15 protein-coding genes are annotated in these 17,628 nt (G+C 70.3%); 8 read left to right on the top strand and 7 right to left on the bottom strand.

Annotated features, from left to right (window positions below; all coding sequences use genetic code 11):
* Positions 1 to 58: 58 nt before the first annotated feature.
* The gene (locus PC39_RS14310; protein ID WP_353254086.1) at positions 59 to 1,396 is read left to right on the top strand and encodes a DUF1329 domain-containing protein; all 1,338 of its coding nucleotides are present in this window, start codon (positions 59 to 61) and stop codon (positions 1,394 to 1,396) included.
* 80 nt (positions 1,397 to 1,476) lie between these two features.
* Positions 1,477 to 3,552, top strand: coding sequence for a hypothetical protein (locus PC39_RS14305; RefSeq protein ID WP_353254085.1), 2,076 nt, complete (start codon positions 1,477 to 1,479; stop codon positions 3,550 to 3,552).
* Positions 3,553 to 3,564: 12 nt separating this feature from the next.
* Here PC39_RS14305 and PC39_RS14300 read toward each other — a convergent pair whose 3' ends face one another.
* Positions 3,565 to 4,635: an alpha/beta fold hydrolase gene (locus PC39_RS14300; protein WP_353254084.1), complete on the bottom strand. Its 1,071-nt coding sequence runs from the start codon at positions 4,633 to 4,635 to the stop codon at positions 3,565 to 3,567.
* A gap of 25 nt (positions 4,636 to 4,660) precedes the next feature.
* Entirely contained in the window at positions 4,661 to 5,530 is an 870-nt protein-coding gene (locus tag PC39_RS14295; protein ID WP_353254083.1) for a hypothetical protein, read from the bottom strand.
* A gap of 297 nt (positions 5,531 to 5,827) precedes the next feature.
* Between PC39_RS14295 and PC39_RS14290 the strand changes: the two genes are divergently transcribed.
* Both PC39_RS14290 and PC39_RS14285 read left to right on the top strand, forming a co-directional pair.
* On the top strand, positions 5,828 to 6,721 hold the full coding sequence (locus PC39_RS14290) for a metal-dependent hydrolase (protein ID WP_353254082.1): 894 nt from the start codon (positions 5,828 to 5,830) through the stop codon (positions 6,719 to 6,721).
* Positions 6,718 to 7,188, top strand: a complete 471-nt coding sequence (locus PC39_RS14285; RefSeq protein ID WP_353254081.1) for a styrene oxide isomerase — start codon at positions 6,718 to 6,720, stop codon at positions 7,186 to 7,188. The genes PC39_RS14290 and PC39_RS14285 overlap by 4 nt, the downstream gene beginning before the upstream one ends.
* A gap of 16 nt (positions 7,189 to 7,204) precedes the next feature.
* On the opposite strand, the gene PC39_RS14280 is transcribed toward PC39_RS14285, so the two are convergent.
* The gene (locus tag PC39_RS14280; protein WP_353254080.1) at positions 7,205 to 9,781 is read right to left on the bottom strand and encodes a winged helix-turn-helix domain-containing protein; all 2,577 of its coding nucleotides are present in this window, start codon (positions 9,779 to 9,781) and stop codon (positions 7,205 to 7,207) included.
* Between the two features lie 444 nt (positions 9,782 to 10,225).
* Here PC39_RS14280 and PC39_RS14275 point away from each other — a divergent pair, with 444 nt between their 5' ends.
* Genes PC39_RS14275 through PC39_RS14265 form a run of 3 tightly spaced genes read left to right on the top strand, consistent with a single transcriptional unit; the run spans position 10,226 to position 13,300 of the window.
* Entirely contained in the window at positions 10,226 to 11,233 is a 1,008-nt protein-coding gene (locus PC39_RS14275; RefSeq protein ID WP_353254079.1) for an NAD(P)H-dependent flavin oxidoreductase, read from the top strand.
* Positions 11,234 to 11,258: 25 nt separating this feature from the next.
* Positions 11,259 to 12,530: an O-acetylhomoserine aminocarboxypropyltransferase/cysteine synthase family protein gene (locus tag PC39_RS14270; protein WP_353254078.1), complete on the top strand. Its 1,272-nt coding sequence runs from the start codon at positions 11,259 to 11,261 to the stop codon at positions 12,528 to 12,530.
* A gap of 53 nt (positions 12,531 to 12,583) precedes the next feature.
* Complete coding sequence (locus PC39_RS14265; protein ID WP_353254077.1) at positions 12,584 to 13,300, top strand: transglutaminase-like domain-containing protein; 717 nt, start codon at positions 12,584 to 12,586, stop codon at positions 13,298 to 13,300.
* A gap of 75 nt (positions 13,301 to 13,375) precedes the next feature.
* On the opposite strand, the gene PC39_RS14260 is transcribed toward PC39_RS14265, so the two are convergent.
* Together PC39_RS14260 and PC39_RS14255 are read right to left on the bottom strand one after the other, a co-directional pair.
* On the bottom strand, positions 13,376 to 14,809 hold the full coding sequence (locus PC39_RS14260; RefSeq protein ID WP_353254076.1) for a hypothetical protein: 1,434 nt from the start codon (positions 14,807 to 14,809) through the stop codon (positions 13,376 to 13,378).
* 134 nt (positions 14,810 to 14,943) lie between these two features.
* Positions 14,944 to 15,774: an HAD family hydrolase gene (locus tag PC39_RS14255; protein ID WP_353254075.1), complete on the bottom strand. Its 831-nt coding sequence runs from the start codon at positions 15,772 to 15,774 to the stop codon at positions 14,944 to 14,946.
* A 137-nt stretch (positions 15,775 to 15,911) separates the two neighbouring features.
* Between PC39_RS14255 and PC39_RS14250 the strand changes: the two genes are divergently transcribed.
* Positions 15,912 to 16,385, top strand: coding sequence for a cupin domain-containing protein (locus PC39_RS14250; RefSeq protein WP_353254074.1), 474 nt, complete (start codon positions 15,912 to 15,914; stop codon positions 16,383 to 16,385).
* Here PC39_RS14250 and PC39_RS14245 read toward each other — a convergent pair.
* Complete coding sequence (locus PC39_RS14245) at positions 16,348 to 16,956, bottom strand: rhomboid family intramembrane serine protease (RefSeq protein WP_353254073.1); 609 nt, start codon at positions 16,954 to 16,956, stop codon at positions 16,348 to 16,350. The two genes, PC39_RS14250 and PC39_RS14245, sit on opposite strands and share 38 nt — an antisense overlap.
* 13 nt (positions 16,957 to 16,969) lie before the next feature.
* The gene (locus tag PC39_RS14240) at positions 16,970 to 17,605 is read right to left on the bottom strand and encodes a DUF502 domain-containing protein (RefSeq protein WP_353254072.1); all 636 of its coding nucleotides are present in this window, start codon (positions 17,603 to 17,605) and stop codon (positions 16,970 to 16,972) included.
* Positions 17,606 to 17,628: the final 23 nt, after the last annotated feature.

Raw genomic sequence — 17,628 nt, 5'->3', positions numbered from 1 at the left:
CGGAGGTTCCGAGGTTATGTTCGTCAGGACACTGAACAAGGGATTGACGCGACGGGCGATGTTGCGGCGAAGCGGGCAGGCCTTCCTCGGCGGCGGGCTGCTGGCCCCGTTGTGGTCCACGATGGCGGACACGGGCGATGTCGCCAAGGCCTATCCGGACGAGCTCCTGTCCATCGAGGAATACACCAAGGGCAAGATCAAGACCGGCGACGACATCACCGCGGACAACGTCGAGCACGTCAAGGACCTGCTCGAGCCGGCCAAGTACAAGCACGTCGCGGAGATGGGGCGCAAGCTCAAGGTGGTGCCGACCACCACCGACTACATGCGGCTCGGGCCCTGGGAGTACCAGGAGGCGACCCTGCGCAACCAGGGCAAGGCCCGGTTCGACGACCGGGGCAACGTGGTCACCGCGGACGGCGAGCCCTGGATCGGCGGCAATCCGTTCCCCAACGCGACCACGGCCCTGGAATTGTTCGCCGGCCTGACCCTGAGCTGGGGTCGGCACGATGCCAGCGTCTACGCGGTCAAGGAGCGGGACCTCGCCCACGCGGGCAACATCGATTACGAGTACGAGGCGGTCTGGGCGGAGCTGGCGCCCGTGGGCCGGACGGTGATCGAGCCCAAGCCCTACTGGCCCGAGCACAAGGACAAGCTGCGGTTCAATTCCGTGATCTTCACCGCCCCCGACAACCACAGCGGCACGTCCTATCTGAACATCTGGCCCTACGACCAGCACCAATTCCCCGACCTGTACGGGTACCTGCCGGAGTTCCGGCGCATCCGGCAGTTCCCGACCAACCAGCGTTTCGAGCCGCTGGTGCCGGGTTCGTGCCTGTACCTGTCGGACGCCTGGGCCGCGGGCGACCCGCTGCATACCTGGGGCAATTACCGAATCGTCGGCCGTCAGCCGCTGCTGGCCGGCGTCTCGCAGGGCTGGAACGGCCGGCACCCGAACTGGGAGCACGGCGTGCACGGCGGTCCCGAAGGCCAGAGTTTCTTCGACAGCGTCGTGGAACTGGTGCCGGAGGCCATCGTCGCGGAAGCCGAGCCGGTCGAATACGAACGTGCCCCGGTGAGCAAGAAGCGGGTGTGGTTCGACGCCCGCAACCAGATGCCGATCGCCATGGTCACCTACGACCGCAAGGGCGAGCCGTTCCGCTCGTTCGACGGCTGCTACAGCCTGTACGAAGACGGCGAGCACCGGTTCATGGACGGCAAGCACCCCTATTGGTCCTGGACCTACGTCCATGCCTACGATTTCCAGACCGGCCGCATCACTAGGCTGGAGCAGGTGCGGGAGATCGCCGGCGGGCACGTCACGCGCGTCAACGACGACAGCATCTATCCGGAGTACCTGACCCGGACCGCGATCGGCAGCCTGGGGCAGGTGTGACGATCGGCGCGGCAAATCGGCTATCGCGACCGGGGCGCCTTCCGGGCCGGGTGCGGCCCCCGTCGGCCGGCTTCGCCGCCTTGGCTCTCGCGGCGGTCATGGTGTTCTCTCCGGCCGCCGGCGCCGCGGATGGTGCCTTCGCCGTCCAGACAGCGTTGTCCGAGGTCCGGGGGCGGCTGCTGCAATTGCTGGGGCCGGCCACGGACGCCAACGATTACGTCTATCTCAACCTGGCGCCCGATCTGCCGCTGCGCGCCGCCGAGTTGCAGTTTCTCGACGATGCCGGAACGCCCGTGGCGCGGGTCCGGTTCCGCCGGGGCGACGGGCGCCGGGGCCTGTACCGGGATACGGTGCCGGACGGCGTCCGCGAATCGCGGCGCTGTCGTTTCGTCATCGCAATCGCGGGCGACGGGGCGGGCGAGCGACACCGTCTGCCGTGCCGTCTGCCGGACCGGTCGTCGCCGGGCCCCCTGGAGCTGCGCTTCCGCGAACACTGGCTGGGGCCGGAACTGAAGATCCATGCCTGGCGGCCCGACGCGGACGGCGGGCCGCGGGGCTTCCGCGACTTGAGCGTCAAGGACCTGCTGGGACGGGTGCTGCCGGCGGCGAGCTCGGCATCGCTGGCGGCGGTGGAGGGGCAGCGCGCGGTGGCGCCGGACGTGCGGTACAGTGCCGCCATCTGCCTCGACGACCCCTGGGCCGGGCTACACCGGCTCTTCGATTACAAGGACCGGGGGACGACCCCGATGCCGGCCGCCTTCTGGCGCGCCTACGCCGATTGCGCCCTACGGGCCGGCGTGCACGGGGAAGCCGTGGCGGCGTTGCGCGAGCTGGAGCGCCGCGGCGCCACCCTGGCGATCCACGAGACGCGGTTGCAGCTCGGCGCCCATCACGACCGCTGGGGCGACACGGCCGGGGTCCTGGACTGGTTGGCGCGGGACCCCGCGGCGGTGCCGGCCGTGCTGCGCAGTCGCTGGCGCGATCTGGTCTCGCGGCAGTACCTGGCCCTGGGACGGTTCGAGGATGCCGTGACCGTGCTCTCCCGGGGGCAGCACCTGGACGCGGCGGGTAGCTGGACGGAAGCCTTCGATGCCGCGCCGCTGCACTATGCCATGCGCATCAATTACGCCTACGCCCTGATGCACGTCGGCCGCCGCGACGAGGCCCTGGCCGTGCTCGATCGCGTGGGCGATTCGCCGGCACTGGACGCCGCGACCGGCGCGCTGCGCGCGCGGGCCAACACCGTGCTGGGCTGGCAGTTCCTGTCACAGGGCTATGGCGCGACCGCCGGGCGCGTGTTCCATCGCGTGTCGTTGGACAGTCCGGCCGCCAGAAAGGCCCTGCTGGGCATGGGCTGGGCGATGCTGGCGCCGCGCGGCGAGGCCCGGCCGCTCGTCGAGCCGCCGGGTTTCGCGGCCTCGCCGCTGGATCCGCCCGCGACCGCGCTCAAGTCGCTGCGCCGGATCGATGCCATCGGCTGCGCCCAGTACAACGCCGTGGTCGCCGATGCCGTACAGGATTGCGTGCCGTCCGAGCGATTCGACCGGGTCGCCTACGCCGGGGATGCGCCGGGGCAGATGCGGCGCGCGCTGCGTTTCTGGGACGCCCTCATCGAACGGGACGACATACGGGATGCGGCGATCCTGGAGGCCCACGTCGCCGCGGCGGGTGCCTACGGCGAACTGGGGGCGGGGCAGCACGAACGGGACCTGTATCGTCGGGCGGTCGCCCTGAGCGAAGAGGCCCTGGCGGCTCTCGATCGGCAGGCGGCACGCGTGTCCGAGCGCGAGCGCTGGCTGGCGCTGGCGGCCGGCGAGTCCGGTGTCCTCGGCGACGGGGCGACGGCGATCCTGGATTGGCTGGCCCGCTCCCGCACGCAGGCGCTGCTGGAGTCGGTCGCGGCGGCGCAGCGGCTGTCGGCGCAGATATCGGCGGCGCTCGACACACCCCTGCGCCGCACGGGCCGGGGGGTCGAACTGGCCTCGCTGCGCGCCCGGGTGTCGGCGGCCCGCGATCGGGCGCTGCGGCTCCTCCGGGACGAGGCGTCGGCCGTCATCGCCGGGGAACGGGAGCGGTTCGAGCGCTACCGTGTCCGGGCCTCGCTCGGCCTGGCGGAGATACAGCGGCGCGCGGCCCTGTCCGGCGTCGGGCGGTGAGCGGGCCCGCGCTCAGGCCAGCCCGTTGAGCGCCAGGATCGACCGCGCCATCTCGGGGCCCTTGTATTCCTCGATGAAGTGGCCGCGGTCGGGATACTCGTGGGTCCGGTCGCGCATCTGCGGCAGGGCCTCCTGCCACTGTCGGATGACCTCGGGTTTGCCGCAGGGGTCCCAGGCCCCGAAATAACCGGCCACTCCGATGTGCTGTCCCTCCGGGCCCCAGGCCTCGGGGACCATCCGGTGCAGGCGGCGATAGAAGTCGCGGTTGTCCTGCGGGCCGTGCCGCGGGTCGCGGTAACGGTAGCCGTGCCCCCAGACGGGCGTTTGCCGTACGTGGCGCTTGGAGGCCCGCGCGTTGGCGACGCTGCGCATCTGGTCGGACCACACCGCCTCGGGCGTGCCCGGCGCGAAGCCGTGTCGCGCGTGCTTGCCGAGATAGCGGAGCACGCCCCACAGGAAGGCCGCCCGGCTCTGGGGCTCGGCGTGCGACACCACGTACGCGGCGACGCCGCCCCAGAGCTTGTCGGGCACGACGGACGGCGTCCGGCACCACGGCAGCCAGGGGATGGGCCAGTTCGCGTAGGTGTAGCCCTCGGACGGCATCGGGAACACCGTGGTGTTCATGAGCAGCAGGTGGCGCACCCGCGCCGGCTCGTCGAGAAAGGCGCCGATGCCGATGGGGCCGCCCCAGTCGTGGATCACCAGGGTGACGTCGTCCAGGTCCAGATGGCGGACGAGCTCGGCGAGGTGCCGGGCGTGGTGGAAATCCACCATCTCGAAGCGCGCCTGGTCCGACAGGCCGAACCCCAGGTGGTCCACCGCGATCAGCCGCAGGGGCCGGTCGGCCGCGATCAGCGCGTCGCGTATGTGGCGGTAGGTATAGGAGCACTCCGGGTTGCCGTGCACGAACAGCACGGTGGCCTCCGGCGGCCCGTCGCCGACGACGCAATCGTAGTAGAACAGGGTCCGGCCGGCCTCGGGGCCCTCGGCGAGCGTGTGCCAGCGGGCGGCGCCCGGCGGACAATAGTCCGCCGGCACCTGCCGCAGGGGCGAGTCGGTCGGGATTTGCCCCGGTTCGATCATCAGTCCTCCATCGTCCCCCGCAACCCTACCGCAATCCGGGCAGTGTGGCGCCGCCCAGCAGGGTGGTCAGGGTGCCCGCGTCCAGGTCGTCCGTCGGCAGCGGCAACTGCGACGGATCGAGTCCGGGCAGGGCCCCCGCCAGCGGCAGCGCGCTGCCGTTGCCGATCACCAGGCCCAGGAGCGGCACCGGCAGGCTGCCGTCCGCGAGCGGGTTCGAGGTCGCGAAATCGACCAGCCGCAGCAGGTCCCGCGAGAGCAGCGAGGTGCCGCCGACATTGCCGGGCAGGGACTCGACGGTCCCGGCCAGTTCGACCAGCAGCGCGGGACCGGTCGCGCCGGCGCCGCCGAAGACCGGCAGGAGCACCCCGCCGCCGTCGCCGTCTCCCGGTCCGAGCAGGTCGACCCTCAGCAAGTCGTCGATCAGGTCCAGGGGCACGCCGCTGCTGCCCAGGTTCTCGCCGAGGCTGTCGTACACGCCGAGAAAGCTGAGGTCCTCGCCTTGCACCACCGGCAAGGTGGCGAGCAATGCCGGCGAGCGCACCACGGCGATCAGCGGTGCGCCCGCATCCGCGAGCGGTGCCACGAGGGCGCCGAGTTGCGGGGCGGCGCCGTCGAGCAGCGGTTGCGCGAGCAGGCCGGATCCGGCGATGTCGTCGCCCAGCACGGATTCCAGCGGCGTGCCGTCGGCAAGGTCGCCGACCAGGTCCGTCGCCAGCGCCCCGGCGCCGTCGACCGATCCGGCGGCGTCGCCGGTCAGAAGGCCCTGCGAGAGTGTATTGACGTTGGCGACCGCGTGGTCCACGGCCGCCAGCAGGTTGCCGGCGTCCTGGGCGGAGGCGCCGCTCGCGCCCAGGGTCAGCAGCAACGGGGTGAGTATGCCGAGAATGCGTTTCATGACGTCCTCCTTGTCATGGGACGGGCTCGCCGGCCCGCTCGGGTCGGTATTCGCGCCGACACGTGTCGCGTCGGATCGCTTCAGCCTACGCCTCCCGGCACGGCGATCAGCCTAACGAAAGGAAGGGATGCCCGGGCGCCGTCGTGCGTCGTGCTTGCCGGGGTCGGGCGGGGCGGCGAGGGTCGCGATGCGATTCCCGCAAACACTACGAAGGATAGGGTACGACCGGTGGGCGGCTGCCCGACACTGGCCATGACGCATACAAGCGGGACGCGACACGTCCCCCGGAGGGAAGTCATGCCGTCAGAGCAACGCGAGATCACCGTCCGCCGGATCCAGTTCAAGTATCCGGATGACCTCCGGGTGCACTGGCACCCGGACAAACCGGAATGGAGCCAGATCGTCAATGCCTGCTCGTTGCTGATGCCTTATCTGGAACCGTTTCTGATCGACTCGGTACGCGCGGTGTTGCCGATGATCGAGGACCCCGCGCTGGCCGACGAGGCGCGGGCCTACATCGGTCAGGAGGCCAACCATTTCCGCCAGCACCGTAACTTCAACGAGATCGTGATCGGGCAGGGGTACGGCGAGCTGCGCGAGTACGAGCGCCGGCTGGAGGCGGATTACGCTAGCTTCCGGGAACGCGACCTGCGCTTCCGGCTCGGTTACACGGCCGGCTTCGAGACCATGGCCCTGGCCCTGGGGCACATGCTGGTGCGCCACCGGCGCCATTTCTTCGAGGGGGCCGACCCCGCCGTCAGCTCGCTGGTGCTCTGGCATTTCGTGGAGGAACTGGAGCACAAGACGTCGGCCTTCTACATCTATCAGTACTTCTACGGCGGCACGCCCGGCGGCTACCTGTACCGGGTCTACATGCTGTTCCGGACGATCGCCCACACCATCGGCCGCAGCCGGCGGGCCTTCCATCGCATGATGCGCATCGACGGTCTCGACCGCAGCCGGCGCTCGCGCTGGCGCAGCCGCTGGCTGATGTTCCGGGTCCTGTGCTGGTCGTTGCCCAAGATCCTGCACGGGGCCCTGCCGTGGCATCGGCCGGAACGCGTCCCGGACCCGGCCTGGGTCGACGAATGGGTGGCCCTCTACGATGCCGACGCGGGCGGTGTCGCCCTGCTGGATACCTCGCGCATGGCGCGCGGGCCGGTGCCCTGCAAGAAGGAGGTCACGGCATGACCGAACGCATGCAATATCACCTGGTGCTGCACGGCGTGGCCGTGTTCATGATCGGCCTAGTGGCCGGTTTCCCGCTGGCCTTCGTCGAGACCGGCGTGGAGCTCTGGGGCGTGACCCTGCCGCTGATCGGGCATTGGGAGATCCCCGGTTCCATCGCGCGCTGGAAGATGACCCACCTGGAGGGGATCATCAACGGCATCATGTGCCTGGCGGTGGCGGGTATCGGCGCCCGCCTGGCGATGGGCGCGAGGCTGGCCGGCTTCGTCACCGTCGCGGTCATCGTCACCGCGTGGGTGAACACCGTCGCTTCGCTCAGCGGCGCGCTGTTCGGCGGCCGCGGGTTGGATTACGGCCTGGGCACCAACAACGACATCAACTACAACCTGTTCATCGTCGGCATCGTGCTGGTGCCCCTCGCGGCGGGCGCGATCGGCTTCGCCGCCTGGCGGCGGCTGCGGGCCGGCTGACGCCGGCCCCGGCCGCTCAGGCCAGTAGCCCCAGCCGGCGCGCCTTGCTGGTGGCGCCGTTGCGGTTGCGCACGGCGAGCTTGCCGTAGATGTTGTGCAAATGCCATTTCACCGTGCCCTCGGTGAGGAACAGGGTGGCCGCCAGCTCCTTGTTGGAGAGCCCCGAGTCGATCATGCGCAGGATCTGGGTCTCGCGCCGGGTCAGGGGTTCGAGCAGGCCGGTATCGTGGTCGGCCGCCGGTCCCGCCTGGCTCGGGTTCCAGGTGTCGAGCAGGGATTCCAGCCAAGCCAGGGACACATCGCCCTCGGGGCTGGACTGACTGTTGCGCCGGGACTCGGCGAGCAGGGCGAGTTGGCGCATGAGCACCGGCCCCTCGTCGATGAACACACGCTTGAGTCCTTCCGAGGAGGCGATCCGCACGGCGGACTCGAGCGTTTCCAGGGCCCCCTGCTCGTCGCCGGTCTGCAGCCGTGCGAGATGGCGAAGGATCAGCAGTTCGACGTGCTTGCGTCGCTGGCCGCTCTTGCGGGCATGGTGCAGGGGGGCGCGGATCGCCTCCAGGGCGGCCTGGGTATCGCCCTGGGCCAGGGCCAGACGGGCGCCCAGGCGCCCGCGCTTGTCCCGCAGCATGTCACGGTACTCCTCGGGGGCGCCCTCGAGGGACATGGCGTCGGACGCGAACAGGCTCTCCGCCGCCGCCGGGTTGCCGCTGCGCAGCAGGATCAGGGCGCGCATGCCCACGAGCGAGCCGATCAGCCGCGGGGCGTCGCGGCGCGCGCCGCAGGCCTCGCCCTCGCGGAGGACCTCGCAGGCCGCCTCCGGGTCGCCTTCCGTGGCGAGTAACCGGGCCAGGGTGATGTAGCCGCATATGATCGGGTCGATCGCGGTCTGGGTGGCCAGGAAGCGCATGCCGTGATCGAGGGCGGCGCGGGTTTCCGCCAGATCGTCCAACTCGTACGCGACCGCGGCCAGAAGGGCCGAGAGCATGCTGCGCGAGTGCGAGGCCGGCCCGAGTCGGCGCCGGCAGCTATCCAGGGCGTCCCGTGCCGCGGCCCGGGCCGCGCGGTACCGCCCCATCTTCATCAGCGCCAGGATGTGGACGATGTCGCACCAGGCCAGACCGTAGGGGCTGTCGGCGCGGGCGTAGTGCTCCTTGCCGCGGGCGGCGGCCGCCATCGCACCCTCGTGGTCGTTGCGGGTCTTGAGGCCGTACCCCAGGACCACGTGCGCGGCGCCGTACTGATAATCCTCCGCCCGGTCCCAGCGTTCCAGCCACGACTGCGCCAGGGCCAGGCCGTGATCGGCATGGTCGTCCAGCCCGGCGCGGCTGAGCTCGTTGAGTTCGCGCGCGCACTCGATCTCGGCGAGCATGGCTTGACGGGCGGCCGCGTCGCCGCCGCCGGCGGCCGCCTCCAGTTGACGCAGGACGGCGTCCGACTCGGCATGGCGGCGCTCGAAGTTGTACGACCAGGACAGATGGATCTGGATGCGCGGATAGCGCGCCAGGATGTGGTCCGGGATGCGCTCGATCCAGCCCATCAGCAGGCTGTGGCGACCGAGCTTGTGGACCAGGGTCTCGGCGTAGCCGGCCAGGATCTCGGCCGCCCGTTCGTGGCGCTCGACGCGCAGGGCGTACTCGATGGCGGCGGCATGGTCGCCGCGCGCCAGCGACCAGTCCTCCGCCAGCATCAGGCAGCGGCGCCATTCGCGCGGCTCGCGGGCCTTGAAGCGCGCGCGCAGGAAATCGCTGAACAGGGCGTGGAAACGGTAGCGGGCACGGTAGTCGTCCAGCGGCACCAGGAAGAGGTTGCGGCGCTCCAGCGATTCCAGCCGCAGTTGGGGCGCTTCCTCCCCGGTGAGGCGCTGGGCCACCTCGGCGCTGATCCGGTCGAGCACGGAGATGCGCAGCAGAAAGTCCACCTCTTCGCGGTCCAGGTTCTCCAGGATCGCCTCCGCGAGATAGTCGGTCACATCGCGGTGGGAGCCGCCGAATCCGACGATGAACGCCTTGCGGTCGCGCGCGCCGGCCAGCGCCAGGGCGGCGAGCTGGAGGGCGGCGGGCCAGCCCTCGGTTCGCTGATAGAGGATATCGATGCCGGCGTCGTCCAGGTCCAGGCCGTGGATGTCGTTGAGGAAGGCGGCGGTCTCCTCGCGGCTCAGCGCCAGGTCCGATACGCCGAGCCGCCGGAGCTGGTTCTCCAGCAACCGGCCCCGCAGGGGCAGGCGGGTCTGTTCGCGGCCCGCGAACAGCAGGTCCACGTGATCGGGCTGGTTGCGGCACAGCCAGGCCAGGACCGCCTCGGCCTCGCTGTCCTCCAACAGGTGGACATCGTCGAACATGACGATCAGCGGGCGGTCCCCGGACTGCAGCTCGGCGGTGACGCATTCCAGGCCGACATCGCGATTCTCGAAGGAAACCCGATCGTCGTCGCCGGTCAGGCCCGCGTAGAGATCCAGCAGCAGCCGTATCGGGTCGCGATGCGCCTCGTCGAGGGGCACCGGCAGGATGCGGCCGCCGCGGTCCGACAATTCGCGCCGCCAGGCGCCGAGCAGGGTGGTCTTGCCGTAGCCGGCCGGGGCCACGATCTCCACGATCCGGCGCCGCCGCCGAAGCAGGTCGTCCGGGGCCCGGAGGCGGGGCCTCGCCAGTCGGTGGCCTGTCTCATCCACGCGACCGCCGCCGTTGGCGGTCCCCGGGACATCCCGGGCCTCTCGCCACATTGTTTGCATCGTTATATCTCCGCACGGCCCGCGGCGGACATCGGCACGATATCGCTTCGCGGCCGCGTTTCCGTATCCCGCCATCTGACGCGGCGGTTCCCCCGGCGACCGCGCCGCCCCGGTTCCGGGGGCGGGCGGCCGCCGCATCCACTGTGCATCCTGGCTCGCGTATCGCCCCTATCGAAAGTTGGGTTGCCGGTGGCGTCACCGCGGCATGTCCGCACATTACTCCGATGCCGGGACCGGGGCGAGGTCGCCCCGGTCCCGGGAAGTCGTGTCATGATTCGCAATCGAGTGGTCCGCGGAGATCGAGACATGTCTTGGTATGCATCGCTGGGATTGCGTCGGCCCATCGTTCAGGCGGCCCTGGGCGGCGGGATCTCCACGGCCGATCTGGCGATCGCGGTGTCGCGGGCCGGCGGGCTGGGCACGATCGGGATCATGCCGGAACGCGAGTTCGCGGCGGAGATCGCGCGTAGCCGCGAGGCCCTGGGCGAGACGCCGTTCGCCGCCAACCTCCTGATGCCGCTGTTGCGGCGCGGGCATGTGCGGGCCTGCGTGGACCAGCGCGTGCCGGTGGTGTCGGTGTTCTACGGCCACGATCCCGCGGTCGTGCGCGAACTCAAGGCGGCCGGCAGCTACGTGGTGTACCAGGTGGGCACGGCGGACGAGGCCCAGGCGGTCGTCAACGACGGCGCCGACGCACTGATCGTGCAGGGCGTGGAGGCCGGCGGCCACGTGCGCTCGACCGAACGCCTGGACGTGCTGTTGCCGGAGGTGCTGTCGCGGTTGCGACCGGCGCATCCCGACCTGCCGGTGCTGGCCGCCGGCGGGATATACGACGCGGCCTCGGCGCGCCGGGCGCTTGAGCTGGGCGCGGACGGCGTCGCGGTGGGCACCCGTTTCCTGCTCACGCCGGAGTCGAACGCGCACGACGCCTACAAGCAGCAGCTCCTGGATGCGCGGGACACCCTGTACACCGACCTGTTCGGCTTCGGCTGGCAGGCGCCGCACCGGGTGGCGCCCAACGCCGCGACGCGCCGCTGGTGCCGCGGCGACGGTCGCGGCCCGCGTTGGCTGGCGCGGCTCAACACGTTGAGCGAGGCGCCGAGCCGGCTGTTGCCCCTGAGCGTGGGCTCGGCGCTGGTGCGGGCCGAGCACCCGCGCCTGCCGTTCTTCTCGCCGTTCCCGCTCAGTCGCGGGATGGCGCCGCGCACCGAGGTGGCGCCGCTGTACGCCGGCGAGGGCGTGACCCGGATCAAGGACATCCGGCCCGCGGCCGATATCGTGGACGAGCTGGCCGCCGCCTTCGCCGCCCCCTGACCGTCAACCGAGGACCGACCCGAACATGAAGCCCGAAACCATCGCGCTGCACCACGGCTACGAACCCGACGAGCAGAAGGCCGTCGCGGTGCCGATCCACCAGACCACGTCCTACGCCTTCGACAACGCGCAACACGCCGCGGACCTGTTCGACCTGAAGGTGCCCGGCAATATCTACAGCCGCATGATGAATCCCACCTGCGGCGTCCTGGAGCAGCGCGTCGCGGCGCTGGAGGGCGGCGTGGGCGCGCTCGCCATGGCCTCGGGCGCGGCGGCGATCACCGCCGCGATCCAGACCATCGCGCAGGCCGGCGACAACATCGTGTCCATCAGCGAGCTCTACGGCGGGACCTACAACCTGTTCGCGCACACCCTGCCGCGCCAGGGCATGGCGGTGCGTTTCGTCGACATGACCGACTTCGACGGCATCGCCGCGCGCATCGACGACCGCACTCGGGCCGTCTATTGCGAGTCGATCGGCAACCCCTCCGGCAACGTCGCCGACCTCGAACGGCTGGCGGAGATCGCGCACGCCCACGGTTTGCCCCTGATCGTGGACAACACCGTGCCCACGCCTTTCCTGGTGCGGCCGTTCGAGCATGGCGCCGACATCGTGGTGCATTCGGCCACCAAGTACATCGGCGGCCACGGCACCAGCATCGGCGGCGTGATCGTGGACTCGGGGCGCTTCCCCTGGCTGGAGCACGCCGAGCGCTTCCCGCTGTTGACCGAGCCCGACCCGTCGTATCACGGCGTCAACTACGCCAAGGATGTCGGCGAAGCGGCCTTCGTGACCCGCGCCCGGGTGGTGCCGCTGCGCAACATGGGCGGCGCCATGAGCCCGTTCAACGCCTTCCTGTTCCTGCAGGGGCTGGAGACCCTGAGCCTGCGCATGGACCGGGTCTGCGAGAACACCCTCTGGATCGCCGAGTACCTGCGGGCGCATCCGCGCGTCACCTGGGTGAGCTACGCCGGCCTGCCGGATCACCGCGATCACGCCCTGGCCCGCAAGTACATGGGCAGCCGCGCCTCCGGCATCCTCAGTTTCGGCATCGAGGGCGGCCGCGAGGCCGGGGTGCGTTTCTACGATTCGCTCGAGCTGTTCATCCGGCTGGTGAACATCGGCGACGCCAAGAGCTGCGCGGCGATGCCGGCCTCCACCACCCACAGCCAGCTCAACGACGAGGAATTGCGGTCGGCCGGCGTGACCCCGGACATGGTCCGGTTGTCGGTGGGTATCGAGCACGTGGACGACCTGATTGCGGACCTGGAACAGGCCCTGGCGGCTTCGGCCTGAGTGGTAGAATGGATACAACGACCCCGACACGCGGCATACCCGCCGCAAGCCCCATGAGCGATCAAACCATTATCCGGGACCCCGGCCCCGAGGACTGCCTGGGACCGACCCGTTACCTCGACAGCGAGCACCCCGCGATCCGGGCGTTCGTCGAGGAGACCGTCGGTGACGCGACCGACCCGCGCGAGCGCGCCGTGGCCCTGTACTACCGGGTGCGCGACGGCATCCGCTACGACCCGTACAGTTGTCGCCCGGACGCCGACTCGCTGATCGCCAGCCGCGTGCTGGCGGCCGGACGCCACTACTGCATCGGCAAGGCGGTGCTGTTGGCGGCCGCGGGCCGGGCCGCGGGCATCCCCACCCGTCTCGGCTTCGCCGACGTGCGCAACCACCTGACCTCGGCGCGGCTGTACGAACTGATGGGCACGGACGTGTTCCGCTACCACGGGTTCACCGAGATGCACCTGGACGGCCGCTGGGTGAAGTGCACGCCGGCCTTCAACCTGGGCCTGTGCGAGAAGGCCGGCGTGAAGCCGCTGGAGTGGGACGGCCGCGAGGACTCGGTGTTCCACGAGTTCGACAACGCCGGCCAGCGCCACATGGAGTACCTGACGACCCGCCAGCCGGTCTCCGACCTGCCGGTGGACGAGCTGTTCTCGGCGTTCGCGCACTACTATCCGAAGATGTTCGCCGCGCTCCAGGGCGGCGCCGCCCCGGCGGGCGATTTCGACGCCGAGGTGGCGGCCGAGGCCGCCGCCGGCGACGCCTGAGGCCGATACCCGCCCCGAACGAAAAACGGGGCCGGCTGGCGCCGGCCCCGTCGGTACGATGGCGCGGAAACGCCGTCAGTCGATGTCGCAGGCACCCGGGAAGCCGTCGTCGGCCCCCTCGTTGATGTCCCGCACCTGGCTGGCGTCGTCGCCGGCCGCGTTGGTGCGCCACAGTTCGCAGCCGGTGACGCCGTCGTCGGCCGTGAACAGCACGCCGTCCGCGATCGGCCGGTAGTTGCCGGGACCCGAGCCGGTCACGCCGGCCCCGATGTCGGCCACCTGCACGGTGCCGGCCTCGGTGCCGTCGGTCTTCCAGACCTCGTAGTTCAGGACGCCGGCGTCCTGGGCCGTGAAGTAGAGTTCGCCGCCGTACTCGGTTAATCCGGCGATGGCCGGGAACGAGCTGCCGCCCGCGGCGAAGATGTTTTTCACCATGGTCGTGCCGGCCTCGGTGCCGTCGCTGATCCACAGCTCGGATCCGTTGGTGCCGTCGTCGGCCTCGAACACCAGGCGGCCGTCATAGGCCGTCAGGCCGCGCACGCGGTCGTTGCCGCCGGCATTGATCTCCGCGACCAGCGTGGTGCCGGCCTCGGTGCCGTCGGTCTTCCACAGCGCGACGTCATCGTTGTCCGGGTCGCCGTCGGTATCGGCGGTGAAGAACAGCACGTCGCCGACCGCGGCGAACTCGCGGCCGCCGTTGGGGAACGAACCCGTCGCCCCGTCGACCAGGTCCGCGACCAGCGTGGTGCCGGCCTCGGTGCCGTCGGTCTTCCACAGCTCGTTGCCGGTGCTGCCGTCCTCGGCGCCGAAGTAGAGCTCGCCGTCGAACTCGCCGAAGTTCTGCAGGTAGGCGCCGCCGTCGGGATTGATGTCCTTGATCAGCTCGGTGCCTTCCTCGGTGCCGTCGGTCTTCCACAGCTCGTAGCCGGCGCCCGGGCTGCTCGCGGCCAGGATGGTCATGCCGCCGGCCTCGCCGGCGAAGCGGCCGTTGGAGTTGCTGCCGCCCGGACTGATGTCCTTGAGCTGCTCGGTGCCGGCGGAGGTGCCGTCCGAGACCCAGGGTTCGAAGCCGGTGACGGTGTCGTTCGCCCGGTAGTAGAGCCGCCCCTGCGAGACCGCGAGGTCGCTCGGGTCCGAGCTGCCCGCCGGGTTGATGTCCTTGAGCATCCGCGTGCCCGACTGGGTGGCGTCGGAGCGCCAGACTTCCTCGCCCGCGCCGTTGTCGGCGGTGAAGAAGGCGATGCCGTCCAGGACCACGAAGTTGAACGGATCGGAATCGCCGGCCGGGTTGATGTCGCGCACCAGCGAGGTGCCGTCCGCGGTGCCGTCGGTCTTCCACAACTCGACGCCGGTGGTGCCGTCGGTGGCGCCGAAGAGCACCGCGTCGCCGATCGTGGCCGAGCCGTCGTCGTTGTCGCTCCCCCCGCTACTGCCGCCGCAACCGGCGGTCAGCGCGCTGCCCAGCAGCACCGCCAACGGTGCCGCGATCAGGGTTTTATGGTTTCGCATGCGTGCAATCTCCTTTTCGCTTGACGCAGGTAAAACGGTATATTGCCTGAACGCTCGTTCACAACCCGGGAAACGCCCGGATTGCGCTCGCGTACGACATCATCCGCTCCCCGGACAATGCCGGGGGTCGTGGCTCAGTCCCGGGCGCGCGCCACGCGCTTGCCCTGGGCCAGCATGTGGCGTGCGAGCCGGACCAGGTCCGGGATGCTGTCGACCACCGCGTCCGGCTGGTGCGGATGCCGCGTGGTGCCGGGGAATATCTTGTCCAGCCAGGCCCGGTCCCAGTGCGCGCCGTTGTAGAAGACCGCGGCGACGTGCGCGCGCTTGGCGGCGATCACGTCGGTGGTGCTGTCGCCCACGTACCAGCAGGTCTCGTCGGCCGGATGGCCCAGGTTCTCCAGGGCCTTGAGCAGCAGGTCCGGGAACGGCTTGCGGTGCTCGACGTCGTTGCCGCAGGCCATGGTGTCGAACAGGTCGGCCCAGCCGGTGCCGTCGACGATGGCCAGCTCGTGCTCCATGAAATCGCGGTTGCGGTTGGAGATCAGCCCCAGGGTGATCCCCAGCTCGCGCAGGTGCTCGAGCTGGGGCCGGATGTCGGGCTCCAGCGGTTCCACATGGCCCACGTAGTTGCGGTAGGCATCGTCGAAGGCGGCGTGCGCGCGGACCTTGGCGTCGGCGTCGGCGCCGAACAGTACCTCGAAGATGTCGGTGCGCGAAATCTTGCGCTGGGCCTTGACCTTGGGGTGCAGCCGGCGGTGCTCGCGCACGTACTTGAGCAGCTTGGCATCCTCCAGGGTCTTGGAGTCCTCCGGCTCCAGCAGCCGTTCCATCAGGCCCAGTTCCTCCAGCTTGGGCAGCACGTCGTCGACGGCGTGGTACATGGCGTCGTGGGTGTCGACCAGGGTGGCGTGCCAGTCGATCAGGATGACCTCGGGGATGGCGTGCGGAAGCTGCAGGATACTCACGGCCGGCTCGGTGGTTGGGTGCCACCCGATGATATCGCCTGGGCGAGCGGTTGCGTCCAGGACTCAATTGCGGCCGGTGTCCGCCGATCACCCGGTAGCGGCGCGACGGGCGCGCCGGCACGACAGGGGACCGATTCATGCGACGCAAGTGGACGATGCTTTGCCTGCTGGCGGCGCTTGCCGTGCCCGCGGCGGGTCACGAGGACGGCGGCGGGATCGAGGTGGAGACACTGGCCAAGACCGGGGAGAGCTGGAACGGCGATGCCCTCCCGGCGTATCCGGCCGGCGCGGCCGAGATCACGGTGCTGCGCATCCGCATCCCGGCGGGCACGCGGTTGCCGCTGCACAAGCACCCGGTGATCAATGCCGGCGTGCTGCTGCGCGGCGAGCTCGCGGTGGAGACGCCCGCGGGCGAGACCCTGCACCTGTCGGCGGGCGACTCGATCGTGGAACTGGTCGGCAAGTGGCACGCGGGCCGTAACACCGGCGACGGCCCGGCCGAGATCGTGGTGTTCTACGCCGGCACGCCGGATACCCCGATCACGATCAAGGCCCCGGCGGACGCGGCCGCCGTCACGACAGGAAACCCGGCGACAGCAGACGCTCGATGAAGTGGGGTCCGAGCCGGGGCTCGACGATCAACGCGGCGAGCATGCCGTAGCCCGCGCCCCAGAGGTGGGCGCTGTGGTTGACGTTGTCGGCGCCGAGCCGCCCGGCGTAGAAGCCGTAGGCGGTGTAGGCCGCGGCGAACAGGATCGCCGGCACCGGCACCACGAAGACATAGATGATGGACCAGGGCGCCATCAGGATGTAGGCGAACAGCACCGCCGACACCGCGCCCGAGGCACCCAGGCTGCGATAGCCCGGGTCGCGCCGGTGGCGCAGGTAGCTGGGCAGGATCGCGACTACGATGCCCGCCAGGTAGAACACCGGGAACCCGGCCGGGCCGGTGGCGCGCTCGAAGAACGGCGCCACCGCGCGGCCGAAGAAGAACAGCGTCACCATGTTGAACAGCAGGTGCTGGCCGTCGGCGTGCACGAAGCCGTGGGTGACGAAACGGTGGAACTCGCCGCGCGCCACCGCGGGCGGCCAGAACAGCAGCGATTCCAGCATCCCGCGGTTGCTGAAGCAGGTGATGGATACCGCGCAGGTGACCGCGATCAGGAGCAGGGTGACGAGCATCGCCGGGGCCTCCTCAGCCCTGCCGCCGCGCGGGGCGGTTGACGCCGGCGGTCAGCACCAGGCGCATGGCCTCCTCGATGGTCAGGTCCAGCGGCCGCACCCGGTTCCGGGGCAGGTACAGGGTGTAGCCGCCGATCTGGTAGCCCATCGGCAGGTACACGGACACCAGGTCGGTGTCCTCGCCGGCTTCCGTGGCGAGTTCGGGCAGGGTCCGTTGCGGGCGGTCGTCGGTGACGAAGCCGATCACGTGGATGTCCTCCTGGACCCGTACCAGCACCACCTGCCGCATCTGCGACTCCTCGCGCGACGAGGACAGGAACTGCATCAGGTCGCGCACGCCGGTGTAGACCGTCTTCACCAGGGGGATGCGCTCCAGCAGGCGATCGCCCAATCCGACCAGCCGTTCGAACAGCCAGGCCTGGAGGAAGGCGCCGACCAGCAGCACGAACACGACGGCCACGGCGATGCCGAGTCCCGGCACGTACCAGGCGTCCGGCAGCACCAGCTTGACCAGCGGGCGGAAGAAGCGCTCCGCGGTGCGGCTGGCCCAGATCAACAGGTAGACGGTCACCAGGATGGGGATGACCGTGACCAGGCCGGAGATGAAGGTCCGCCAGAGTCGGTCCAGCGGGTGCGGGGTTGAGGCCATTCGGGGCTCCTCGTGGCGAAGAT

Origin of the sequence: Salinisphaera sp. PC39, from assembly GCF_040361335.1 — a bacterium.
Taxonomy (GTDB): Bacteria; Pseudomonadota; Gammaproteobacteria; order Nevskiales; family Salinisphaeraceae; genus APNM01.
This window is presented reverse-complemented; position numbering and strand designations above follow the sequence as displayed.